The organism is Allohahella marinimesophila, from assembly GCF_039538005.1.
In the GTDB taxonomy this organism is placed as follows: domain Bacteria; phylum Pseudomonadota; class Gammaproteobacteria; order Pseudomonadales; family Oleiphilaceae; genus Allohahella; species Allohahella marinimesophila.
In genome coordinates, this window is the sequence record NZ_BAABBO010000018.1 from 15,028 (window position 1) to 39,284 (window position 24,257).

Annotated in this window: 14 protein-coding genes and 1 pseudogene; 9 read left to right on the forward strand and 6 right to left on the reverse strand. The window is 55.0% G+C overall.

Annotated elements, in window-relative coordinates:
* Positions 1 to 52 precede the first annotated feature (52 nt).
* Both ABD735_RS16695 and ABD735_RS16700 read left to right on the forward strand, forming a co-directional pair.
* On the forward strand, positions 53 to 2,551 hold the full coding sequence (locus tag ABD735_RS16695; RefSeq protein WP_344808562.1) for an efflux RND transporter permease subunit: 2,499 nt from the start codon (positions 53 to 55) through the stop codon (positions 2,549 to 2,551).
* A gap of 164 nt (positions 2,552 to 2,715) precedes the next feature.
* Positions 2,716 to 7,779, forward strand: coding sequence for a diguanylate cyclase (locus ABD735_RS16700; RefSeq protein ID WP_344808564.1), 5,064 nt, complete (start codon positions 2,716 to 2,718; stop codon positions 7,777 to 7,779).
* On the opposite strand, the gene ABD735_RS16705 is transcribed toward ABD735_RS16700, so the two are convergent.
* Positions 7,776 to 8,426 (reverse strand): hypothetical protein, encoded by a 651-nt coding sequence (locus ABD735_RS16705; RefSeq protein WP_344808566.1) that lies wholly within the window; start codon positions 8,424 to 8,426, stop codon positions 7,776 to 7,778. The genes ABD735_RS16700 and ABD735_RS16705 overlap by 4 nt on opposite strands.
* Before the next feature lie 324 nt (positions 8,427 to 8,750).
* On the opposite strand from ABD735_RS16705, the gene ABD735_RS16710 reads away from it, so the two are divergent.
* Positions 8,751 to 10,880 (forward strand): TonB-dependent siderophore receptor, encoded by a 2,130-nt coding sequence (locus tag ABD735_RS16710; RefSeq protein WP_344808568.1) that lies wholly within the window; start codon positions 8,751 to 8,753, stop codon positions 10,878 to 10,880.
* Positions 10,881 to 11,006: 126 nt separating this feature from the next.
* On the opposite strand, the gene ABD735_RS16715 is transcribed toward ABD735_RS16710, so the two are convergent.
* Genes ABD735_RS16715 through ABD735_RS16725 form a run of 3 tightly spaced genes read right to left on the reverse strand, consistent with a single transcriptional unit; the run spans position 11,007 to position 13,380 of the window.
* The gene (locus ABD735_RS16715; protein WP_344808570.1) at positions 11,007 to 11,336 is read right to left on the reverse strand and encodes a DUF3325 domain-containing protein; all 330 of its coding nucleotides are present in this window, start codon (positions 11,334 to 11,336) and stop codon (positions 11,007 to 11,009) included.
* Positions 11,329 to 13,023 carry a PepSY-associated TM helix domain-containing protein gene (locus ABD735_RS16720; RefSeq protein WP_344808572.1) on the reverse strand — a complete coding sequence of 565 codons (1,695 nt, stop codon included), beginning with the start codon at positions 13,021 to 13,023 and terminating at the stop codon, positions 11,329 to 11,331. Before ABD735_RS16720 ends, ABD735_RS16715 begins: the two co-directional genes overlap by 8 nt.
* A 9-nt stretch (positions 13,024 to 13,032) precedes the next feature.
* A complete protein-coding gene (locus tag ABD735_RS16725; RefSeq protein WP_344808574.1) occupies positions 13,033 to 13,380 on the reverse strand; it encodes an iron uptake protein in 348 nt (115 codons plus the stop codon).
* A gap of 119 nt (positions 13,381 to 13,499) precedes the next feature.
* Between ABD735_RS16725 and ABD735_RS16730 the strand changes: the two genes are divergently transcribed.
* Genes ABD735_RS16730 through ABD735_RS16735 form a run of 3 tightly spaced genes read left to right on the forward strand, consistent with a single transcriptional unit; the run spans position 13,500 to position 15,004 of the window.
* Positions 13,500 to 14,099: a class I SAM-dependent methyltransferase gene (locus ABD735_RS16730; RefSeq protein ID WP_344808576.1), complete on the forward strand. Its 600-nt coding sequence runs from the start codon at positions 13,500 to 13,502 to the stop codon at positions 14,097 to 14,099.
* A gap of 32 nt (positions 14,100 to 14,131) precedes the next feature.
* A complete protein-coding gene (locus ABD735_RS20195) occupies positions 14,132 to 14,641 on the forward strand; it encodes a GrpB family protein (RefSeq protein WP_425548624.1) in 510 nt (169 codons plus the stop codon).
* A gap of 6 nt (positions 14,642 to 14,647) precedes the next feature.
* Positions 14,648 to 15,004, forward strand: a complete 357-nt coding sequence (locus ABD735_RS16735; RefSeq protein ID WP_344808578.1) for a glyoxalase superfamily protein — start codon at positions 14,648 to 14,650, stop codon at positions 15,002 to 15,004.
* 35 nt (positions 15,005 to 15,039) lie between these two features.
* Here ABD735_RS16735 and ABD735_RS16740 read toward each other — a convergent pair.
* A pseudogene (locus ABD735_RS16740) lies at positions 15,040 to 17,682 on the reverse strand (EAL domain-containing protein).
* 357 nt (positions 17,683 to 18,039) lie between these two features.
* Positions 18,040 to 19,059, reverse strand: coding sequence for a glycosyltransferase (locus ABD735_RS16745; RefSeq protein ID WP_344808580.1), 1,020 nt, complete (start codon positions 19,057 to 19,059; stop codon positions 18,040 to 18,042).
* A gap of 216 nt (positions 19,060 to 19,275) precedes the next feature.
* On the opposite strand from ABD735_RS16745, the gene ABD735_RS16750 reads away from it, so the two are divergent.
* From ABD735_RS16750 to ABD735_RS16760, 3 genes are all read left to right on the forward strand, one after another.
* On the forward strand, positions 19,276 to 21,075 hold the full coding sequence (locus ABD735_RS16750; RefSeq protein ID WP_344808582.1) for an ABC transporter ATP-binding protein: 1,800 nt from the start codon (positions 19,276 to 19,278) through the stop codon (positions 21,073 to 21,075).
* Positions 21,076 to 21,159: 84 nt separating this feature from the next.
* The gene (locus ABD735_RS16755; RefSeq protein ID WP_344808584.1) at positions 21,160 to 23,412 is read left to right on the forward strand and encodes a sulfotransferase; all 2,253 of its coding nucleotides are present in this window, start codon (positions 21,160 to 21,162) and stop codon (positions 23,410 to 23,412) included.
* Entirely contained in the window at positions 23,409 to 24,239 is an 831-nt protein-coding gene (locus tag ABD735_RS16760; protein ID WP_344808586.1) for a sulfotransferase family protein, read from the forward strand. The genes ABD735_RS16755 and ABD735_RS16760 overlap by 4 nt, the downstream gene beginning before the upstream one ends.
* Positions 24,240 to 24,257: the final 18 nt, after the last annotated feature.

The window sequence follows — 24,257 nt, forward strand, 5'->3', positions numbered from 1 at the left end:
GCCAATCTATGGCAGACTGTCGCCTTTCTGCATCGGTTGAGCAAAACAATAAATGGCTACCCTCGCTTCGGTTTATGAACGCATTGTACTGGCCCATCCCGCACGGGTTCTTGTGCTATTCGCGCTGCTACTCCTTGTTGCCAGCCTCAGGCTCGACCAGTTCCGGCTTGATGCATCCGCCGAGTCGCTCACGCTGGAAGATGACCAGGCGCTGGAGCAGTTTCGCGAAACCAGCCGCCGCTTCGACAACTCTGAAGATTTTCTTGTCGTCACTTACTCCCCTGCCGGCGATCTCTTCACCAGCGAGGCAATTGCCAGGCTGAGGTCACTGCGCGACGAACTGGCCGCGCTGGAGGCCGTAGGCTCGACAAACAGTATCCTCAGTGTGCCCCTGCTCTACAGTCCAGAACTCACTCTGGACAACGTGGATTCGGAGCTGCGTACGCTGGACGAGCACGAGGTACCGCTGGATACAGCCCGGGCAGCACTGCTCAACAACCCCCTGTACCCTGATCTGTTGATCAGCGAGGACGGCCGGTCCACGGCCATTCAGCTCAATCTTCCGACGCCCGAGCGCTACTATGAGCTGCTCTATGCCAGAAACGACTTACGGGATCAGGCCAATGCCGGGGGGCTTTCGGCTGAAAAAGAACGTGAGCTGGATCGGCTCGAGAACGAATTTATCGACCTCAAGGCACAGCTGACCGAACGGCAGGATCGCACGATCGCCGAGGTACGTTCGATTCTGCAGCAGTATCGCGATTCTGCCGAACTGCATCTGGGCGGCATCCCGATGATCGTAGCCGATATGATCGATTTCATTGAAAGCGATCTCTCCACCTTCGGCCTTGGCGTTCTACTGTTCATGATACTGACACTGGCGCTGATCTTCCGGCAGTGGCAGTGGGTCGCGGTGCCGCTGATGTGCTGCCTGTTCACCGTCTGGCTCGTGACGGGCTGCCTGAGCTGGGTGAACTGGCCAGTCACCGTCATCTCCTCGAACTATATCTCGCTGCTACTCATCATGACCTTGTCGCTGACCATTCACTTGATCGTACGCTATCGGGAGTATCAGCACGCCAACCCGGCGTTCGACGAGCGTCAGGTCATGATGGCCACTGCCAGCGCCATGGTCAGGCCCTGTTTTTACATGACAGTCACCACAATTGTCGCCTTCGGCTCCCTGACCTTCAGCGGCATACGCCCGGTGATCGATTTCGGCTGGATGATGACCATGGGCATGGCTGTCGCATTCTTCGTCGCTTTCGTGGTGTTCCCGGCCCTGCTGGTGCTGATGCCGCCACCTCTGAGTAACCTGCCTGCCGATTCAGACCGCGCTTTCACGCGCATCTTTGCCAGCCTGACCGAACGCTATGGCGGTTTCGTGCTCTGGGGCAGCGTGCTGCTCGACGTGCTGTTTGTGGTGGGCATCACCCGGCTGTCGGTGGAAAACAGCTTTATCGATTACTTCAAGTCCGATACCGAAATCCACCAGGGCATGATCACCATAGATAGAGCCCTTGGCGGCACTGCGCCGCTTGATCTCGTGATCAATGACGAACCGGCACCGGAGGGTAGTGACGGCGATGCCGCAGCGCTTGAGTGCGACCCCTTCCTCGATGAGTGCGAGGCGGGTGATGAATGGCGCGACACCTGGTTCACGCCAGACAAGATGAGCCGGCTCGAGGCGGTGCACAACTACCTTGATGGCCTTCAGGAGACAGGTAAGACACTCTCGATCGTGACAACACTGCGTCTGCTGAAAACCATCAATGAGGACCGGTCACTCGATGCCGTACAACTTGCCTTCGTGCCGAAAGTACTCCCTGAGGACCTGGCTTCCACTCTGCTTGATCCCTATATTTCGGAAACACATGACCAGGCGAGATTGACCGTTCGCCTGCGTGACTCTTCACCGACGCTCAGGCGGGACGAACTGCTCAAGCAGATAGAGCATCACATGACCACCGAGTTGGGCTATGAAAGGGATGAATTTACCCTCACCGGGATGACGGTCATGTACAACAATATGCTCCAGAGCCTGTTCGATTCGCAGATCAAGACCTTGGGCATCGTCTTTCTCGCCATTGCCGCCATGTTCCTGATCATTTTCCGGTCCTTCAAGCTGGCACTCATCGGCATCGCGCCGAACCTCCTTGCCCCGGCGAGCATGCTGGGGCTGATGGGCTGGTTGAACATACCGCTGGACATGATGACCATCACTGTGGCCGCTATCGTCGTCGGTATTGCTGTAGATGACACCATCCACTACATCCACAGGTTCGGGGTGGAGTTCGATCGCGACCAGAACTACCTGGCGGCCATGCATCGCAGTCACCAGAGCATAGGCCGGGCCATGTTCTATACCTCGCTGACGATCGTCATGGGCTTTTCGATACTGGTGCTCTCCAACTTCATCCCGACGATCTACTTCGGCCTGTTCACTGGCTTTGCAATGATCGTCGCCATGGTGGCTTCGCTCACGCTCCTCCCGAAGCTCATCCTGATGGTGAAGCCTTTTGGTTCAGAGCGCTCCCCGGTGTCAGGATAGTTGACCAGCAGCAGCTCACTGCCCTGGCGCTTTGAGGATCGATCTCTGCGATGTACGGCGCGAGTCTTACTCTCATCAATATCCCCGAGAAAAGCGATTGCACAGGTGTAAATGCTGGCGAGCGTGTAAACTGTAGACACATATAATAATTAGAAAGCTAGCCTATGCACGAAGTTGTCTCTTTTCAGTCCGCCGCTATCGTAGGTACCGATGAACTGTACCGCAGCCCTCACTCCGTCGTTTATCGCGGTTATTACAAAGACGCACCTGAAGATAGTCCCACGGTTATTCTGAAACAGCTGAATGTAGACTTTCCGACGCCAGAACAGCTGGCCCGTTTCAGGCACGAATTCGCACAGACCCAGGCCCTACAGGGCACCGGCGTGATCGGGGCTCAGGAGCTTTTCCGCCACGAGAACACCATGGTCATGGTGCTTGAGGACATCGGAGGTCTATCGCTGGACAGACACTGGTCCGGCATCGCAGTGCCCCTGGCAGAATTTCTGCCGCTTGCGCTTTCGATCGTTGATGCCTTGATGGCCGTTCACCAGAAAGGGGTTATTCACAAGGACATCAATCCTTCGAACATCGTCTGGAATTCAGCGACAAAGCAAGTGAAGTTGATCGATTTCGGGCTCTCTACTGAGTTGACACAGGAACGCAGCCGGGTCGACAGTCCGGCTCAGCTGGTAGGCACGCTTGCCTATCTTGCCCCGGAGCAGACCGGCCGCATGAACCGCGCGATTGATTATCGCTCGGACTACTATGCGCTCGGCATGACCTTCTATGAGTTGTTGACCGGACAACTGCCATTGGCATCCAATGATCCGCTGGAATGGGTTCACTGGCACATCGCCAGGACCGCTTCACCGCCCCACATAATCAATCCCGCCATACCTGCTGTGCTGTCCGATATCGTACTGAAGCTTATCGCCAAGACAGCCGAAAACCGTTATGCGAGCCTCTCAGGCCTGCGTCACGATCTTCAGGCCTGCCATGATCAGCTTCGAACCAGGGGCGAGATAGTTGCTTTTGACATCGCGACTCACGACATCGCTGACACTCTGCATCTGCCGCAACAGCTTTACGGACGCGAAGCAGCACTCGGAACGCTGTTAAGCGCTTTCGACACCATGCTTGAGGGCCAGAAAAGCCTGGTAAGCGTCACGGGGCCGGCTGGCATTGGTAAATCTTCACTGGTCCGGGAGCTGCTGAAACCTATCGTGGCACAGCGGGGCTTTTTCGTTGAAGGCAAGTTCGATCAGCTGGACAAGGGCGCCCCATACGCGTCACTCGTCCAGGCTTTCAGAGCGCTGATTCAGATGCTGCTTGCCAAGAGCGACGAGCAGATCGCCGAATGGAGAACTCGTTTGCTTGAGGCCGTGGGGCCTAACGCGGGAGTTGTGGCAGATGTCATTCCAGAGCTGGCTTGGATTATAGGCACACCGACAGTTGTCCCGGCTTTATCCGCGGCCGAAAACCGCAACCGATTCACGGTCACCTTCCAGGCTTTCGTCAAGGTCTTCTGCAATACCGACCACCCACTCGTGATCTTCCTTGACGACGTTCAGTGGGCCGATCTTTCGTCCCTGAAGCTGATCGAGCAGCTCATGCGAGATCCGACGACTCATCACCTGCAGATACTGGTGGCCTACCGCGATGACGAGGTCACCGCTTCGGCGCCTGTTTCAGCGTTGTTCAGAGCGCTGGAAAGTACTGATTTGCACGTCACTCGTATCTCGCTGAACCCGCTTGAACAGTGTGACGTGGAGGCGCTGCTCGCTGAAGCACTTCACTGCAAACGAGAAACAGTCGGCGCGCTGGCGCAGCTTGTGGTCGAGAAAACCCTCGGCAACCCTTATTTCATTAATCAGTTTCTGCACAGCCTGTACCAACAGTCACTCCTGAGTTTCTCGCAGGCCGCCATGCAGTGGACCTGGGACACCGACCAGATTGCGCAGGCCGGCATCACCGACAACGTGATCGAGCTGATGGTGGACAAGCTTCGAGAATTTCCGGAAGAAGCTCAGCATCTCCTGTGTGTGGCTGCCTGTATCGGCAACGAGTTCGACCTTGAGTCGCTGGCTGCCATTAGTCGGATGAGGGTTCCACACGCCGCAGCGACCCTGCTCAGCATGCTGCGCTCAGGTCTGCTCCTTCCCTTGAACGACGCCTACAAATGGACCCCGCATCTTAATTGGCAGCAGCTCGAGAATGGGAAGGCAGCCCTTGGTGCAGACACTGCGCTACCACGCTACCGCTTTGCTCACGACCGGGTTCAGCAGGCTGCGTACTCTCTCCTGCCATCGGCGTCAAAGGCAGGCATTCACTATCAGATTGGCAACGCTCTTGGGCAGGACGAGGGCTATCAGAACAGGGGCAACACCTTGTTCGAAGTTGCCAAACATTTCTATCTGGCGAGGACGCTGTTTACCACTTCGGAGGACCGGCTGCGCTACGTGGACATCCAATTTAAGGCCGGTCAGCGCGCAAAATCTTCGGCTGCCTTCGGACCCGCCATGCGCTATTACAGGAGAGGTCTGTCGCTACTCCCCGAAAATAGCTGGAAGGCACACTATAGCCTGACCTTGCAACTCCATACCGGCTTCGCTGAAATGGCGTATATCAACGGTGATTACACTGATATGCACGCCACCATCGATAACGCTCTGAAGCAGACCACCGACCAGCTGGACCAGGTCCCTCTCTTTGAAATCCGTATCCTGGCACTGATTGCACAACACCAGTCGGCCGGGGCCGTCACGGAAGCCGTCGATACCCTACGTCGACTCGGTATTGCATTGCCGGACCACCCCGAACAGAGCGATATAGAGCATGCTCTGGGTGAAACGACGGCTCTGCTGGCGTCCACCTCACCGCAAGCGCTTGCCGACCTGCCCCTGATGACCGATCCTCAGTATCTGGCTGCTATACGAATCATGAACCGGATACTGTCGGCCAGCTACCAGTCATCACCTCAGCTATTTCCAATACTGGTCTTTATCATGGTGCAACTATCCTGTCGCCATGGAAATACACAGGGCTCCACTTATGCGTACGCCACCTATGGCATCATTAGTTGTGGATTTCTAGGCGATTATGAAACCGGATATCGGTTCGGCAAGCTCGCCCTGAAACTGGTCGACCAGCTGTCGGCCGAAAATTTCAGAGCCAAAAGCAGTTACGTCTTTGCGGCATTTCTACAGCATTGGAAAGAGCCTATCGCCGATACGCTGCCGGTGCTCAGAGACAGCTATCAGAGTGGACTCGCCACCGGTGACTTCGAGTTCGCGGGCTGGGCCGCCATGATGACAGGCGTACATGCCTTTTTTGCGGGTGAAACCCTGCCTGAGATAGAAAAGGTGAGTAAGGAACACTGGTCGGTAATAGATCAGCTGAAACAACAGACCGCCTACCTCCACTTCTCGATTTTCCTGCAGGCCATCGCCAACCTGCAGAACGATAGTGATCATTCAACGAGCCTGACCGGCAGCTATTTCGACGAACACGCATCGGTGCAGATATTCCTGGAGGCTGGCGATCGGACGGCACTGTTCATTGTGTACTTCAATCGCCTGGTCCTGTCATACCTGATGGGGGACCATCCCGGCGCTGCCCAGGCTGCGACTGAGGGCGAGCTGTACCTTGATGGTGTGGTCTCGTCTGCCTACGTACCACTATTCTATTTTTACGCCGCACTGGCAGGCCTTGCTCAATCACGCGAGACGGAAAAGCTACAAAACTGTATCGATAAAATGGCGGTCTGGGCCAAGCACTCGCCAGTGAATTACGAGCACCGGCTGGCATTGTTGACTGCAGAGCTCGCGCGGATATCCGGGGATCATTCCTTGGCCACCATTGAAGTCTATCAATCGGCGATTGATACAGCTCGCAAACGCGGCTTTCTGCAGGACGAGGCCCTGGGGAACGAACTGCTGGCGGCGTTTTTCGAGCAGCAGGAGCAACCGGATTTTGTTCAACTGTATCTGACCAAAGCCTATCACCTCTACCGATTCTGGGGCGCCGAGGCGAAATTATGGCAGCTGAGAACGCAGTACCAGTCTTTCGCGCGCCAGCTGGAGGTTTCGCATCAGGAGAATCTGCCGGGGTTCATGGATATTTCCCATGCCCAGCCAGCGAGTGCACTTGACTCGATGTCGGTCATCAAAGCCTCGCAGGCCATCTCCAGTGAGATCCAGTTTGAGAGACTGTTGCAGAAGCTCATGACGGTGGTGATAGAAAACGCCGGCGCCCGACGGGGGTACTTGTTACTCGCCAACGAGAATGACACTACGGGCGTGTGTGAATGGACCATTGAAGCCGAAGCTGTGATGGGCGAAATGGTGGAGGTACAGCTGAGCCGTCCGATTGATTTCTCCAGCGATCAAAGCCTACCGACAACGATACTGCAGTATGTCGCGCGAACACGTGAGCCTGTGATCCTGGGCGAGACGATGCCAAGCAGCCAATTTTCCAGCGATCCCTACCTGCAACACAAGCAGCCAGCATCGGTGCTGTGCGCCCCCATCCTCAGGCGCAGCACGATTCTCGGGATGATTTATCTGGAGAATTCGCTGGCCAGTAATGCGTTCACGCCGGAACACATGCAGACCATTCAGTTCCTGGCCGCACAGACTGCCATCTCTCTCGAGAATGCCTCACTCTATAGCCACCTTGAAGCCAGGGTTGCCCAGAGAACCCGCGAGCTCAATGAAGCCAACGAAAAACTGACCTACCTCGCGACGACGGATTCACTCACACAGGCCTTCAGTCGGCACCACTTTCTCGAACTGGCTACGCAGGAATTGCATCGTACCTTGCGGTTCAACCGCCCTCTTGTAATCATGATGATCGATATCGACCACTTCAAGAAAATCAACGACACCTATGGACATGCCGTAGGCGATCAGGCTCTGCTGATGGTGGCATCAATCATCAGGCAGGGCCTTCGTGACCTGGATATATTTGGCCGGCTGGGCGGTGAAGAATTTGCTGTGCTCGTGCCTGAAACAACACTTGAGGAAGGCCTTCAACTTGCCGAACGTCTACGCGCCCTCGTTGAGAAAACAGCCATCGAATCGCCGCCTCACAGCTTCCATGTGACCATCAGCATAGGGCTGAGTGCTGCGCTCGGTCCGGATGCGACAATTATCAGTCTTCTGCAGCAGGCCGACAAAGGGCTGTATAAAGCCAAGCGGAACGCGCGCAACCGGACTGAAATCGGCTAGCGCTTAAACTTTCGCCCGACGCGCCCGCCAAAAATACCCAGCGCAGCAATCATCGCTAACGGCAAACTGCCAGGCAGGCTTACTTCAGCTGGATTCCCAGGGCCTGGGTTATCAGTGCCATCACCGCTGTCGTAAAACGTGATCAGGGTTTCGCCATAGGCGTAGGCCGCGAGAATCGGCGGGCAGTCCTCATCTTCATAGGGAACACAGTTGGCAGGGATGTAATAGGCTTCGGACTCGTAGGCAAAGACGTAGGTGTCTTCCATGGAGACGCGATTCATGAAATTGTAGGTCTGCCCGTCGAACCCTTCATCAAACAGAAACATGCGGAGCATGTCGGACATATCAAAAGCCGTCTGTCCTGGCTCGTGATGAACATAGCCCACATTAAACCATGGCTCGCTGCGTTCGCTGGCATAGGTGGCGAAGAACGCACCGAAAAAGAGAACCTCCACAGTTGTGTACTCATCGCTGGCGCCGTAGTCGAGCGTGTAGTTCAGATCGATCTGCTCCGGGACCCAGTTGATGTCGATCCTGATCTGCTCCGGCATGATATAGCTGGCGTGGGCGAACGGAGCCAGTAACAAGGGGGCTGTTAACAAGCAGTGTCGAGCGAATGGAATGATGGTATTCGAAGCGTTGAACATGAGCTGATCTTCCCTTTAAAAACGATGGTATGGAACTTCCTTGCGATACCAGACTTCGAATTTCTTGGGGCAGGCGAGTTTCCGCAGATGGTAAAGCGGATCATCCAAATTACCTAGTACTTATGCATCATATTGTGACTTGGATTTGTACGTAATCCCTTGCTGTCATTGAAGTTCCTAGTGTCTTGAGCAGAACTATCGCTATGCACAAATGATTATCGTTCTCATTATTGACTTCATTACCGTATATTCAGACAATGTGTTGCTTTTGAACAGGCCTCCATGAGCGAGCGTCTGACCTCCCCCACTGTCCAGGAAGTACCTATGATGAATAGTAAGGCCCAAAATAATGGGCCAAAGCCACGGCGGCAGAGTTCCACATCCATCTTGCTATGCTGCACCACGCTGACAGCCATTCCCATGACGGCGAATGCAGACGAGACTGGCGACGCCAGTAGCGGGGAAGTGTTCCGCCTGGCGCCAATCATCGTCAATACGCAGGCGCTGTCGGACGATGACTCGATGTCGACCGTTGCGCAGGAACTCTGGGTCGGTGGCAAGGTCGCTACAAGTGTGCTCGACACACCAGCCTCTGTTTCGGTCATTACCGAAAAGGAAATCCGGCAGCGCAACGCCAGTACGACCGAGGAGGTCCTGCAATACACGCCTGGCATCATCACCGATTTCTACGGCACTGATGACCGCAACGATTATTTCAAGGTTCGGGGCTTCCAGGCTACGACCTACCGCGACGGCCTCACCCTGGGCTCGATGCGCGGTGTTCGTGAGGACGCCTTCGCCTATGAGCGCGTTGAAGTGCTACGCGGCGCCAACTCCACGCTGTTCGGTCCGGCAGACCCGGGCGGTTCGGTCAACTTCGTGAGCAAGCAGCCAAAGTTCGAATCTTTTGGCGAAGGGTACCTCGGCTATGGCTCGTTCGATCACAAGGAAGTTGGACTCGATGTTGGCGACGCCTTGAATGCCAATGAGACTGTAGCTTACCGCTTCACTGGCAAGATCCAGGACAGCGATCGCGAGTACGATGAATCAAAGAACGACAGCGCGCTGGTCATGGGCGGCCTGACCTGGAAGCCGACTGTATTTACTTCAGCCACCCTTATTCTTGATCACCTGAAGAACGACAATACGCCTAACAGCGGTGGCTATCCGATGGACCGCGAGTACGACCGCAGCAAGTTCTTCGGTGAACCGGACTTCAACTATTACGATGTCGAACGCACCAGCGTAACCGGGTTGCTGACCCACGACTTCGATAATGGATTCCTGCTGAGCACCAACCTTCGCTACAGCGAACTGACCGACGATTTCGGCTATATCTATCTGACGGATTCTGCTGCGCGGACTGGCACCGTGGTCGACCGTGACTATTTTGGCACCGACAGCGAAGCTCAGGAATTAATCGGCAACGCGATCGTGCAGTACGATGCGCAATTTGATCGATTCGACAGCAGCACGCTGGTGGGCGTCGAATATCGCGATGCTTCCACCGAAGACAGCTCCTTTTATGGTGACGCCACGCCGATCGATATTGCGAATCCTGTTTACAGCGGCGCGCCTTCGGCACTGGCTGTCTACAGTGACAACGAACAGGATTACACGACTAAATCGATCTTCCTGACACAGAACCTGTCATTCAACGACCGATATATTGTGACTGCGGGCGTACGTCATGATGCACTTGATCTATCCAGCAGAAACATCAGTGGCGTCAAGGCTTCCGACGATTTCTCCGAAACCTCACTGCGAGGCGCACTGACTTACAAGATCAACGAGCAGATCTCCAGCTATGTCAGCGTTGTGGAATCCATCGCACCACCTTCGATCGGTACTGATCCTGAGCGCGGCGAGCAATTCGAGGTCGGTGCGAAATATGCGCCTGCTGGCATGAACGCGCTGTTCTCGGCAGCCGTGTACGAGCTCACCAAGAAAGACGTGACGATTGCTGTGGTACAGGCTAACGGTACGATCGAGCAGGAGACTGTGGGCGAATCCCGGGTACGTGGTCTTGATCTGGAAGCCAGGGCAGACTTGAGCAACAACCTGAGTCTGGTCGGTGGCTACGCTTATCTGGATTCGGAAGTCGTACGCAGCGCTCCACTCCGTGATGGCACGGTGATTGAAGGCAAGGAGTTCGCCATAACGCCGCAACACACGGCCTCGCTCTGGAGTTACTACACACTCGCCGACCTGGATATGAGCTTCGGCCTCGGGGCCCGCTATACTGGGGAATATTATTTCGACGCTGCGAACACCAAGGAGAGTGATTCAGCCACGCTGTTCGATGCGGCCTTCACCTACCAGGTGTTCAGGAATACGGATCTGAAGCTCAACATCAGTAACCTGCTCGATGAGCAGCATATGGTGGGTTCTGGCACCGCGGATTACTACAATCCTGGCCGGGAGATGAAAGCTCAGATCGCCTACAGCTGGTAGTCGGTCTGCCAGGCCAGGCGAATGGCCGATGCTACATGGCCATTCGCTTCGCTGTCGGAAAGTTCACCTGCGCTGTATCGATCCTCAAGGACGACCGCCAGGTTTATTCTGGCGGCCGAGACACAATCAGGTGTCTGAAGCAACTGAAAACCTGCCGAAACAGAACAATCGAAAGAGCGCTGGCCGTCTGGCTAATAGCCAGGCCACCAAGACGGCTGACAGGGTCAGTAGCATGAACCAGACCAGTACAGCCATGGATGCATGATCCGCCAGCAGGCAAAATACCCCTGCCAATATGAGCATTACACTGCCAGTGCCACGCATCGCAGAAGTCGCCGGTCGGGTTTTGCCTTGCTCATGCACCTGATGCCAGTGGACCGGCATCGCGAGCGCAAGCCAGGCCATGCCGGTAAAGGCGCTGATGAAGGCGGCTAACAGATATAATGATTCAGACATGAGCCACGTCTCCTGCCTCGAACGACACGTTCGAAGGTTGCTGGGCATACTCGCGCGCAGCCAGCTTGCGAGCCGCAAACAGAGACAGTGCCGAGGTCGCGAGCAGGCTCAGATCCACCCCGGCCACTGGCCAGTAAGTCTCCAGAAAAATGGTCTTGATCAGGTGATCCCCGGTGGTCAACCAGTTCAATACGACGGCGGCCACACCAAGGGCTGCGATGGCATAGCACTGTTCACGCCATGCGGGGTTGAGTAAATTGCGCGCTACCGGGGCACTACGGAAGACCGCGTGCGCAAAGGCCAGCAGCCAGAACCCCCAGAACGATGCGGCTTCCCAGTCACCTCTGCCTTCCATACCTGCCGGTAATAGCCTGTTCACCACCAGCATACCGACCGCAGCGATTACCATGCCCGTGCAAGTCGCAACGGCCAGTGCATCGACAATTCTCGCGCCCTGGCTGCCCTTCTCCGCATGCTTCCGCTTACGTTTTTCAACGAAGAATATAAAGCCAGTGGCAATACAGACACAGCCGATTAGACCACCGAAGACATAGAGCCAGCGCAATAGCCAATGTTCGAAATGCTGTAAATGGAGCCCCGTGAGGAACTCGTTGATCTCGTCGACGACCGAGCGAGGCGGATCCTCTCGTAACAGATCTCCGGTACTGGCCTTGAAGTGAATCCCCTCACCCACAAGCGCGACCCGATCGCTGCCAGCCCGATACACCGAGACATAGCCATTGATGTCGTTGCGATGATTAATCGTCAGCAAACCCACTTCGCCAGCCATGTCACGTTCTGCCCACATGCGTTTGGCCTCGCTGACCATGACATCGACCGAGGCCATCGGAGCAGGCACCCCGGCGGGCTCGAGGGGAAGACCCGTCTCAGCGGATTCCAGTACTTCTCCCTGGTCATGCAGCGGTTTGAGGAGCGAACTCCCGGCGGGAAAGTAGATGAAACTGGCAAAGATGATCAGTCCGGTAAAGGCGAAAAAAAGATGGAACGGCGTACCGACAACACCGGTCAGATTGTGGAGATCCAGTGTACTGCGCTGGGTACGCTTCCACGGCCGGAAGGTGAAGAACTCCTTGAAGATCTTGCGATGCATCACGATGCCGGTGACCAGCGCGATCAGCATGGTGAAAGCGGATAGTCCGACAAGCCAATAGCCAAGATTGTTCCAGCCCAGGTGCAGGCCATAATGCATCGGATAGAACCATTCGCTACCAATCTTCAGCTGATCGTCCGGCAGCATTTCTCCGCTGCGAGGGTCAATCGTCGTCCAGCCGTGAACGTGTGCGTGATCGTCCGCGCTGTCCTTGAGACGATTGGGAATGGCAAATTCGCCACCGATCTGTAGCAAGGGGTCACGATGCGTGGTGTACGCGTAGAGGCTCGTCAAAGTCAGCGTATCTGGATCCGGCATTGGACCCACAACGCGCATTTCAGTGAAAGCCCAGTCATCAGGATGAGGTTTCAGGCGTTCGTACACGTCCTTGAGCATCCCATCGTACGAGGGCATGACCTGCGGCTCGAATCGAGTATCCGGAATGGCCCAGCGATCGATCTCACGATCAAACACCGACAATGCTCCAAAGAAAAACGCCACAATGAGCACGTAGCCGAGCACCAGACCGTACCAGGTGTGAAGCCAGGCCATTGCCTGACGAAAACTGTTCTGCACGATGCGCTCCTAGTCGATGAGAAGAAGTTGGAGTAGCCAGGCCGTAGCCGTCATACCAATCGCACCGCCAGCAAGTACAATCCATACCCGGCGAAGATCGGGGGTAACGAAGGCCCACAGGAAGACGGGAACGATAAGCAGGAAGGCCAGCATCATCATAAGATGCTCGGCGCCATGAAAGCTCACACCCAATGTCACCAAGCCGGCTATACCGAACGCGACGAAGCCCCAGGTAAAGCAATAGCTCCCGAGCAGACTCAGGACGAGCCGATGCAGCGTGTCGAACACAGCGCCGCTGCCTTTGCCTGCGGCTTTTGGATTCACTGCGGCTTTCGATATACCAGTATTTGCGCCCATGTTTACTAGCTTCCTCTTGCTATGGAACAGCACTTTTGCGAATGATAACACGATCCATTCTCATTTATGCTATGAGGCGCTACAATAAATTCAGAATCTGAACGTATCGGTCCTAGACCATGAACCCAAAAACAACTGGCCTCTCCTATGACCGGATCACCCATCTATGGGAGAGTGAAAGTTTCAATCGAGCAAATGGTATCGAGGCCCATAAGCGGGCTATCAGGTTTTCGAAAAATAGAGGCCAGGCGCTCGATGTCGGCTGCGGCTGCACCGGAAGGTTTATCGATCTGCTCATGAGTGAAGGGTTTTCACCTGAAGGCGTGGATATTTCCGTGAGAATGGTGCTCCTGGCTCGAGAACGTCACCCAGACGTGAACTTCCATCATCAGAACATCTGCGAGTGGGTGATTCCGAACAAATATGACTTCATCACGGCTTGGGATAGCATCTGGCATATACCGCTGGAGCAGCAAGAGCAGGTGATAGGCAAGTTGGTGTCGAGCCTTAACCCAGGCGGTGTGCTTATTTTTTCTTTCGGTGGTACGGATGAACCCGGCGATCATACCGATAACTTCATGGGACCAGAGATGTATTACTCGAGCCTGGGCACAAATGGATTCCTTGAATTAATCATTCGCCTCGGATGTGCCTGCAGACATCTGGAGTACGATCAGCACCCGGAGCTACACACTTATCTGATCGTTCAGAAGCTTTGATGGTTGTTGTTGGCATAGAGCACCTATGAAAGTTGAGCTGCAATCATACAACCCCAAGTGGCCGGAGCTTTTCGAGCAGGAAAAGAGCTTCTTGCTTACGAGGTTGGCTGTGTGGTTCAGTTGAGCACGTCGGCAGCACTGCTGTGCGGGGCATGATCGCAAAGCCGATCATCGACATCATGTTTGGCGTCGAACACCTCAAGGCTTCAAGTGGCGCGATTGACGTTCTGCAAAGGAGTGGGTACTGCTACTACCCCTACAAGCCAGACCAGATGCATTGGTTTTGTAAGCCCTCGCCGGATTTTCGTACGCACCACTTACACCTGATACCGTATGGAAGCCCGCTGTGGAAAGAGCGCATCAGGTTCCTAGATATTCTCCGGTCAAATCCGCAAGTAGTCGAGGACTACGAGCTTCTGAAGCGAACTTTGGCGGCTGAAATGGCGTCTGATCGAGAGGCATATACCCGGAATAAGTGGTCATTCATCAAGAAAGTTCTGGACGATTCAGCCCTGAGACAACAAACGCCTTTGACGAAGTGAGCATTTATGCGATTTAAAGCAATCCCGATCATACGAATTTTCGATGAGGCGCAGGCCAAAGCTTTTTACCTGGATTTCCTGGGCATGTCTCTGGATTGGGAGCACCGCTTCGAGGCCGACTTCCCTATCTACATGCAGGTATCCAGAGGTGATCTGGTCTTCCACCTGAGCGAACATTCAGGGGACTGCACGCCAGGTTCGAAGACCTTCGTGAAAACCGATGAGCTCGAGGCCCTGCACCACGAAATTACCTCGCGTGGTTACAGATATTCCAGGCCGGAAATCACCACCGCGACCTGGGGTGACAGGATGTTTGAAGTGGTGGATCCGTTTTCAAACAGGATATTGTTTAATGAGGGTTGAACGAGCGCACTGCCCAGAGGAAGTTGGCTGAAAACTCAAACCTGTGGATGCCTGAAGACACCCTCCGTCTCCCTGAGCATGCATTGAAGTGCTTCAAACGGGATCGGCCTGCTCATGTAATAGCCCTGCAGAACGTCACAGCCCATGCTGGTGAGGATGTCGAAAGTATTCTTCGTTTCAACACCTTCGGCCACGATTTTCAGCGCCAACGCGTGCGCCATCCGAATACTCGTTTCAACGATCACCTGATCGCCGCCTGTGGCCTGGTCCAGATTCATCACAAAGGAGCGATCCAGCTTGATCTCCTGAACAGGGAGCCGCTTGATGTACGCGAGCGAAGAATAGCCTGTACCAAAGTCATCGATAGACAAGCCGACGGCCATCTTGTGCAGGGCGTGCAGCACTGCCAAGGCCCGGTCAGGATCACTCATCATGGCTGTTTCTGTGACTTCCAGAATGAGCGCGCCTGGCGGCAGGTCCTAGCGATTGAGCGAGCGTTTGACCTTGCTGGCAAAGTCCCGGTCGCGTAGATTTACGGCCGAGATATTGATAGCCACTGTGATATGAAAGCCCTGCTTCCGAAGGGTGGCGATACTGCGCAAGGCTTCGTCCAGCACCCATTCTGTCAGCGCATGGATGATTCCCGTCTGTTCAGCAACAGGAATGAATTCGTCTGGTCCTATGAATCCATGCTGAGGGTGTTGCCACCGAAGCAGGGCTTCTACCGAATCAATCGACAAGGCGTGTGCCGTGATCTTGGGCTGAAACGCCAGCGAGAGTGAGTTCTCCTTAATTGCCTTACGAAGGTCGCCAGCCAGGCTGAGCCGGCGTTCGCTATAGGGATTGATTTGCTCGCTATAGAGCGAGTAGAGGGTGTTCAGACGCGAGCAGGCATCGACGGCGATTTGCGCTTTTTGCAACAGCGGCTCGATCTCCAGCCCATGGTCAGGCAACAGGGCGATCCCGGTAAGCGCGCCTACTTCAATAACGAGCTCCCCCGAAGCGCATGGCTCGGATAATTCCAGCACGAACTTGTCCATGGCCGTTGTCAATGCTGGGCCTAATGTCGGGTCTTCGCTGTTGACCGGTATAGCAGGTAACCGTAGACCCAGCGCGAACGACGCCCCTTCTATACTACAGATAAACTGCTTCTCTTCCGTACTCAGCGACACGATGCCCGGCAACGCAGCCGCCTGTGCCTCGAGCCTCTGACACAACAGTTGAAGAACCTGGTCTGCTTCAGTGTGTCCGAGCGTCTTGTTCACCTCGTGAAAACGGGAGAAATGGATGAGACAGATGGCAAAACGAGCCTCTATAGACTCCTGCTGTTGATACCATGATTCAAGGTAGGCACGATTGGGTATCTGCAGACGGTGATGATAGAGCGCCTGTCGAAGTAGACCAGCCTCTGCCGCACGTCGTTGCTCGGTTTCCGCCAGTAAGGCCAGCTGTGATTCAGACCGTTGCCTTCGCTCCTGGGTCAGGCGATCTGCCAGGGCAAAGGACAGCAATATGGCCTCGAGCGCCGAAAATAACGGCGGGCTATTCTCGGTCCACGCCGAACGTGGAATGACATCGAACACGGCCAGGGTAAAAAACAGGATGGCCAGCAAGACGCCAACCCAGGCAATGGTGTAGTAGCGAGCCAGCGTGCTGCCCTTCAGCCACATGTAAGGGCCAGTCAGCATGCAGCTCAGGAATGTTGCAAAGAGGACGACGACGGATGCCAGGATCACCGTCTTGTATTCACCAAACAGGGCTATCAGGAAAATGCAGGCAGTAGCTGCAGCAAGGCCCATGAACCATTGGTACAGTTTCGGTGCATGTATATCCAGCCGCAGGAAGGTCACCGTGAAGAGACCGGCAGATATTACCATTGTGGGTACAGAGAATCTGAAGATGTGATCCTGAATGGCGGCTAGTTCAGGAAAGAAGAATTGCGCCCACAGACCCGTGATGGACATTTGCGTGAACAGCGTTCCGAGAACGAACAGTATGTAAAACAGATAAACACTTTCGCGCAGAGATAGAAAAAGAAAGAAGTTATAAAGCAGCATGGCAAGCATAACGCCGAAATAAAGGGCGTGCTTGAGAATGTCGGCCTGCGCATGTTCGTAGAAGTGTTTCGGGGCCGAGATCGTCACAGGGGTTTGCATGGAGCTTTGCGAACGAATTCTGAAATAGAGTGTCGTCTCGTCGCCCGGCCCCAGCCACATCGGAAAGCTGAAGAAGCGACTATTGATCAAGCGGGTGGATAAAGGACTATGGTCGCCCGTACCGACGTGTTCGACAATAGCGCCGTCCTGAACGCGGTAGTATTCAATGTGGTCGAGTATCGGGTGGTCAATGCTGACGATGCGCTCGATGGGCCGATCGCTACTGTTAAACAGCTGAACTCGCAGCCAGAGCGTACCTGACTCGAAACCGAAATTAAGAGCTTTTGTTCCGTTGAGCTGCCATGGTGCCGAACTCGCCTGCTTCAGGTCGTCGAGGGTTTGCGGGACGCTCCCGTCCGACTGCTGCTTATCGAGCTGATAATACAGGTAGTCGTGTAGTGGCCGCTGTGCCTCGCTGGAGGCGGCGTCGAATCTTTCAACAGTCAATGCATTTGAAGACGCAGAAGCGCTGGCGACGATGAGGATGCAGAGTGCACTGAGTACGCTGAGAACCAGAGCCACCCTCGTTCTGCCAAACGGAATCAATCCACCCCCTTCGCTTGCAAGCCTTGTGAGAACGCTATATCAATCTTTGATATGCGTGAGTTGCAGGAAGTATAGACGCCGCTCTTCTTTCCGCTAAGCTTCAACCGGAGAAAGGCTGGCTTTGGCCCCCATCAAGCGCTGACTTGCACGTCAAGACTGGCAAACTGCTGGACTATGTAATTAAGAAGGCCGTAGATGAAGGTGGCAATGCCCACCTTTTCAAGAAGCTCTTCAGCCGTAGCCAATAGCGAGTAGGTAAGATCCCACCCATGTTCCTGAAAATGAAGTCCACCGATAATTTCGAGGCCGATGGCTGAGCTGTTGCGAGAAAACCTACGATCTCACCGAGCGGGTGCCGCCCTCACATGAAGAAAGTCGCCGCGATCCTGCCCGCCAGCGTCGTGCCTGAACATAGAGTTTCAAGGCCAGTAGCGGCGCTCGCCGTCTCATCCATCGCGCATGCATCAGGCTGGTCCGGCTGATCCGCGCCCGGAAGCGCGCCAATATGGCCGCTGTCTCACGTTCCACCGCATGGCTTTCGATTCGTCGCAATCCATCCAGCCCGGCTGCGAGTTGCGCAGGTTCCATGCGGCAGAAGCCCTGGTACAGGTCGACGGTAGACTGAATGTCGTGCCCAGGCGGCAGCTTGCCAAGATAGGCTTCCTGTAATCGCCCTGGAACAGTGAGGCTGAGTTGACGGCCCTTTGCGCCGCGGCTGCCTGTCACGGAGCTGACATGGACGCGATAATCGACCAGGCAATCCGGGATATTGTCCACCGAGTAGCCCGCCGAAACGAGACGTGCCCAGAGGTCGCTATCCTGAGCCGTCCAGTAAGCCGGATCGTATGCACCCACCGCCAATATCACACTCTTTCTGAACATGACGCCTGGATGAAGCAACGAATTCATGAACATCATCTGGAACGCGAGCCAGTCGGGACCCTGCTCAGGTGTCCTGAGTTTGAGCGGCTGGTCGTTCTGGTCGATTTTGCGGAACCCACAGGACAGCGCGGCGAGCTCAGGTCGCGCCTGCATGGCCGCGAACTGAGTCAGCAGTCGGTCAGGGACGTAGAGATCGTCGGCATCAGCCCGGGCGATGAGCTCCGCACTACAGTGTTCGAGGCCGAGATTGAGTGCCGAAGAAAGCCCTCCCGAGGCAGAGCGCCGTATACACACGGCAGATCGCTCGTCGAGGCCGTTCTGCTCGCGCACAAAGGTCTCGAGCAGGTCAGCGCTCTCATCCGTACTGCCATCGTCTACGAGAACGTATTGCACGCCTCCAGGGGGCGTCTTCAGTGCGGCCAAACTGGCCAGCGTCGATGGCAGATACCGGGCACCGTTGTGCACGGCCATCAACACGCTTACCGGGACCACTGGCTCAAGTTGTGATGCTGTAGTTTGAATGTTACTACCCTTTGGGTTAACGTAGCCGGTTGACTTTCTTGACCACTTGGGTTTACCGCTTTCTCAGTCGTGCGCTGAGGGAGTGTCCACGAAGCGCCCTGAATGTCGACCCGCCAAGATTCACGTGAGCGGGCGATTGCAAGCAGGATATACCAGAGTCTGAACATGTATATATTGAACGTCATCAAAACCGTCTTGTCTGTGCTCGACGGCCCAATGAAAAGAAAATGTATAGCCCTGCAATTTGTTTTTTTGATAGCCGCCTTCTTCGAAGTTATCGGTATTGCCAGTATAGGACCATTCATCGCAATCCTGTCCAATCCGGACATCATTCACAACAACGACATCCTGTCTTCTCTATACCAGCAATTTGGTTTCGAGAGCGACCTTCATTTCATCATGGCCACTGCGCTGGGCTCTCTCATCATGATTCTGCTCTCCAATACCGTGGCAGCCCTGACAATGTGGCTGACCTTCCGGTTTTCGGTGTCACTCGGCAGCAGCCTGCAGCAGAAGATCTACAAGAACTTTCTCTTCAAGGACTACCTTTTTCACAAGACAGGAAACTATAACAAGAGGATCGCCGTAGTATCTGCGCAGGTGCCCAGGTTTGTTTACATGCTCTTTCAACCTTTCCTGGTGCTCACAAGTCAGCTATTCATAGCGATCATTATCCTTATCGGCCTGCTGATTCTGAATCCGCTACTCGCAGTGATTGCCGGCGGCATTATTGGCGGCTCATACCTGCTGACTTATATATTCCTGCGAAAAAAACTGTCATACCATGGCGCGATCATCTCGGAGAAAAACACCCTGGTGCAGAGCATACTGTCAGAGTCATTCATTGGCATAAAAGACGTCAAACTCGACTCCATAGAGCACAGGTATATCGATCGTTACAACACCGTCAATGTGAGAGGATTGAAGTCACAGGCCTTTATTGCGTTATCGGGCTCATTGCCAAGATTTGTCATAGAGTCCATTTCGTTCGGCGCCATTCTCATTCTCGCGCTGGTGCTGCTGACAACGCAGGATGATATACGCTCTGTCGTGCCCATCTTGAGTATCTATGCGCTGGCGGGCTACAAGCTGCTGCCTACGATGCAACAGGTCTACAAATCCGTGTCCAGTCTGAGCGGGCACGGCTCTGTTGCCGGAGTGGTCAGGAAGAGTCTGGACGAAAAGCCGGCAGAGCCACCGGAAGGCAGCAAACCGCTGATACCGATGAACATCGATCAGGTCGAATTATCGGGGGCCAATTTCTTCTACAACAAGGATGGCGCGCCCGCCATTCATGACGTATCGCTGACTTTGCGCCGTGGTGAAATCTATTCCCTGGTGGGCCACTCGGGGTCGGGCAAGTCGACGCTGGCCGACGTCATACTGGGGCTGCTCAAGCTTCACTCGGGCAAGTTGCTCGTCAATGACAAGGCACTCATGAGCGACGACCTGCCCTCCTTTCGCAAGAAGGTAGGCTACGTGGCGCAAACCATATTCATTCTTGACGACAACGTGGTGAACAACGTTGCCTTCGGTGTACCGGAAGACGAGATTGACATGGACCGGGTCAGGCACGCGCTTACCTTGGCGAATGCCGACGAGTTTGTGGACTCACTGCCGAAGGGCATCTATTCGCACCTCGGGCAGGATGGAAAACTGCTGAGCGGCGGACAGAGGCAGCGGATTGGTATCGCCAGAGCCCTATACAAGGAAACGGACCTGCTGGTGCTGGATGAACCCACCAGCGCCCTGGACATGGAGTCTGAACACAAGCTGATGATGACGCTAAATTCCCTCAAGAAGGATCTCATCATCCTGGTCATTTCTCATCGACCAGCCTCCATCAAGATGTCCGACAAGATCATTCTGATGGCAGCCGGTGAACTGGAAGATATTGGCGCCTACAAAGAGCTTGTCGACAGGAACGATCACTTCAGGGAGATGATGGCGCGCACGACCGAATAATGGAGCAGACCAGCGCCAGGCTTCATCGCCACGCAAAGCCGGCGTTGGTCGCGAACTCAATCATTGGACGAACAGAGGAACACCGTGGCAGATCCAAAAAAGACGGGCAATAGCCCAATTTTCATTCTTGGGCCCGGTCGCTCAGGCACCACCCTCTTGCGCAGCCTATTATCGGCGCATTCACGAATCGCAGTGACCCCGGAGACTCACTTTCTGGCCCACGCCCGCAGATGGGGCTTGAGCGAGGGCGCTCCTCGGGATTTCGAGGCGTATTGGGCGGACTATACTTCCTGGCTACGATTCCGGGATCTCGAGGTGGCCCCTGAACGCTGCCGTGAGTTGATAGAGCGCAGCGGCGACTTTTCCTTCAGGACGATTTTTCAATCGGTGCTGATGGCCTATCAGGAAAAGGCTGGCGTCGCACGGATCGGCGAAAAGACGCCCGGTCATTCCGCGTTCATTCCCACCCTGCTCGAATGGTTTCCGGATGCACGCTTCCTGTTCACTCAACGCGACCCTCGAGCCGTCATCGCCTCTCAGCTCAAGACCTGGTATGTAAAAAAGAGATTGACCCCACGCTCACTGCGCCACGGACTCTTCACCGGGAATCGGGAGCAGGAGCTGGTATTTTTCGCGAATGACTGGGTGGATAATTTCGAACAGCGCTTCGCGCCTTATGCCGATGATCCCAGGTTTCGCAAGGTTATTTATGAAGACCTCGTTCGCAATCCGGAGGCAGAAATGCGCTCGATCTTCGACTTCCTGGAAGAGGATTTCGAGGCATCCATCATGGATCAGCGTAACGATGACACCTTGCCAGCTGATCAGGTGCAGCCGGCACAGATGCAGGCGTGGCGACAGGAACATATTGAGCGGAGCAAAGCGCCCATATCCGCTGATTCGCTCGACAAATGGAAAAGTGACCTGACTGCTGCCGAAGTGGCCATGATCGAGGGTCGATGTGGTGACGCCATGCGCGCCCATGGCTACGAGCCTACCCGCTCGTCGAACGCGCGACTGGCGGGGCGAGCGGCGGCCGCCCTCATCGAAGTCACCGACGCTTCAGGAAAACAGGGACGCAAGCTGGCTTCTGTCGGACGGCGCGGCGCTGGCAAGGTGCGCAACGGGATTGCAGATGTGCTACTGGGAATAGCCCGAGCCAGCATCGCCAGAGGCCTTTCTCCAGCGTGGTTCGCCTACAAGGGGATCCAACGCGAGACGGTCCAGGAGTATTTTGCGCGACAGTCTGGCGCTGAGGATGCCGGCGTCTATGACACCGTGCATCCTGAGAATCGAGCGCAAAATGCCCTGCCGGTCAATGTCAGCTCGCGAGATCAGCTTCCCGATGACCAGGGCTGGTGGGGATATTCCTTCTGGGACGTTCCGGAGCGGATCAGTCATGAAACCTTCCTGGCGACTGTGCCCAATTGCCTCATCACCTGGTACAAGGACCCCGCCAAGAAAGACGATTTTTATCCGGCCATACTCAACAAGGATTCCCGTGCCTTCGACATGCGCGAACTGCGCTTCCGCCCCCTGCATGCCAGCACGCTGTTCCGTTCGCCGAAGCCAGCCCGCCTCAAGAAGGCCACCTGGTTCATCGAGCGGGTATATCACAACCATTCACATTGGCTGACCGCCCATCTGCCGAGACTGCTGCTGTTGCGTGAGAAGGGCCTGCTCGATCAGGTGATTTTACCGCCTGAGCGTACCGATGCCATCGATGGTTCACTTCGCATGCTGGGATTGAAGCCGGAAGAGTTTCAGACCTACGACCCGACGCGACCGCTCTTCGTCGAGGAACTCACCATACTGGGCACCGACCGCTTTCGGCCAGAACTACTTCAGATGGTCCCGGCCGCGTTCGGGGTTCATGATGCACCGCCTCCGCACAGGAAGGTCTTCATCAGTCGTCTTCAAGCCGCTCGCCGGCGCCTGGTGAATGAAGACGAGATATGGCCGCTGCTGGAGCCGCTGGGTTTCGAGCGCGTGTTCATGGAAGACCTGTCATTCGAGGATCAGGTCAAGCTCATGCGCGAAACCGCCGTCCTTGCAGCGCCTCACGGGGCTGGCTTGACCAACATGATTTTCTGTCAGAAAGGCACTCATATTGTCGAGATGGCGGATTTGAGCTTCCCGAACCCGAACTTTTATGCACTGGCCGCTGCGATGGGGCATCACTATTGGCTGATTCCGGCGACCTCCATCGGCGACGTTCACCCACTGGAAAAGGATCTACGGGTCGACCCTGCGGCGGTGAAGAAGACCTTCGAGCAGCTGGAAAGATTTTCCACTGATCAGGCCACGGAATTATCCGGAGCCAGCGCAGTCGTATGAAGCATCCCTTGAAACCCCGTCTTGATGACAAGCGTCTCAAACGGTCTAAAAAGTTCTGGCTGCATCGTCTGACTGCCCCGTTCAGGGCACTGCCTGAATTTCTGATCATCGGCGAAATGAAGTCGGGCACATCGAGCCTGTTCTATTACCTGCAACGCCATCCAATGATTGCCTCACCATTGAGAAAGGAAATCCATTTCTTCAACATTGGGCATCGAAAAGGACTTGGATGGTATCGAGCCCATTTCCCCTTGCGAAAGAACCTGACGGAACACCAGATCACTGGTGAGGGCTGTCCTGAATACCTCTTTGCCCCAGGCGCGGCGGAGCGGATTCAGCGAACCATTCCGAATGCGCGGCTCATCGTCCTCCTGCGCGATCCCGTTCAGCGGGCGATATCCCATTATCATCATGAGATCAAAATGGGTCGGGAGTACTTGCCGCTCTTCGATGCCTTGACGGCTGAGGAGGAGCGGATAAATGACTCGGATATGGCTAGTCCGGAAGGTCTGGAGACTTACCTTCATGCCTCCTATAAACTCCGGGGACGTTACGCGGACCACCTGTCCAGGTTGTTTACCATCTTCGACAGGAAGCAGGTGCTGATACTTGGGAATAACGAGCTGCTACGCGATCCGGAAGCCGTCACCAATAAGGTCTATGAGTTCCTGGGCTTGGAAAGAATGACCGGTGACATCGACTTTCCCAAAAAGAATGTCGGCAACAGAGAACCAGTGCCCTCAGAAGTTATCAGTTATCTTGAAGAGTATTTTGAACCCCACAATCAGACGTTATTTACTCTGCTTGGGAAAAAAATAGATTGGTAGCACAGTTCGTTCAGGAGA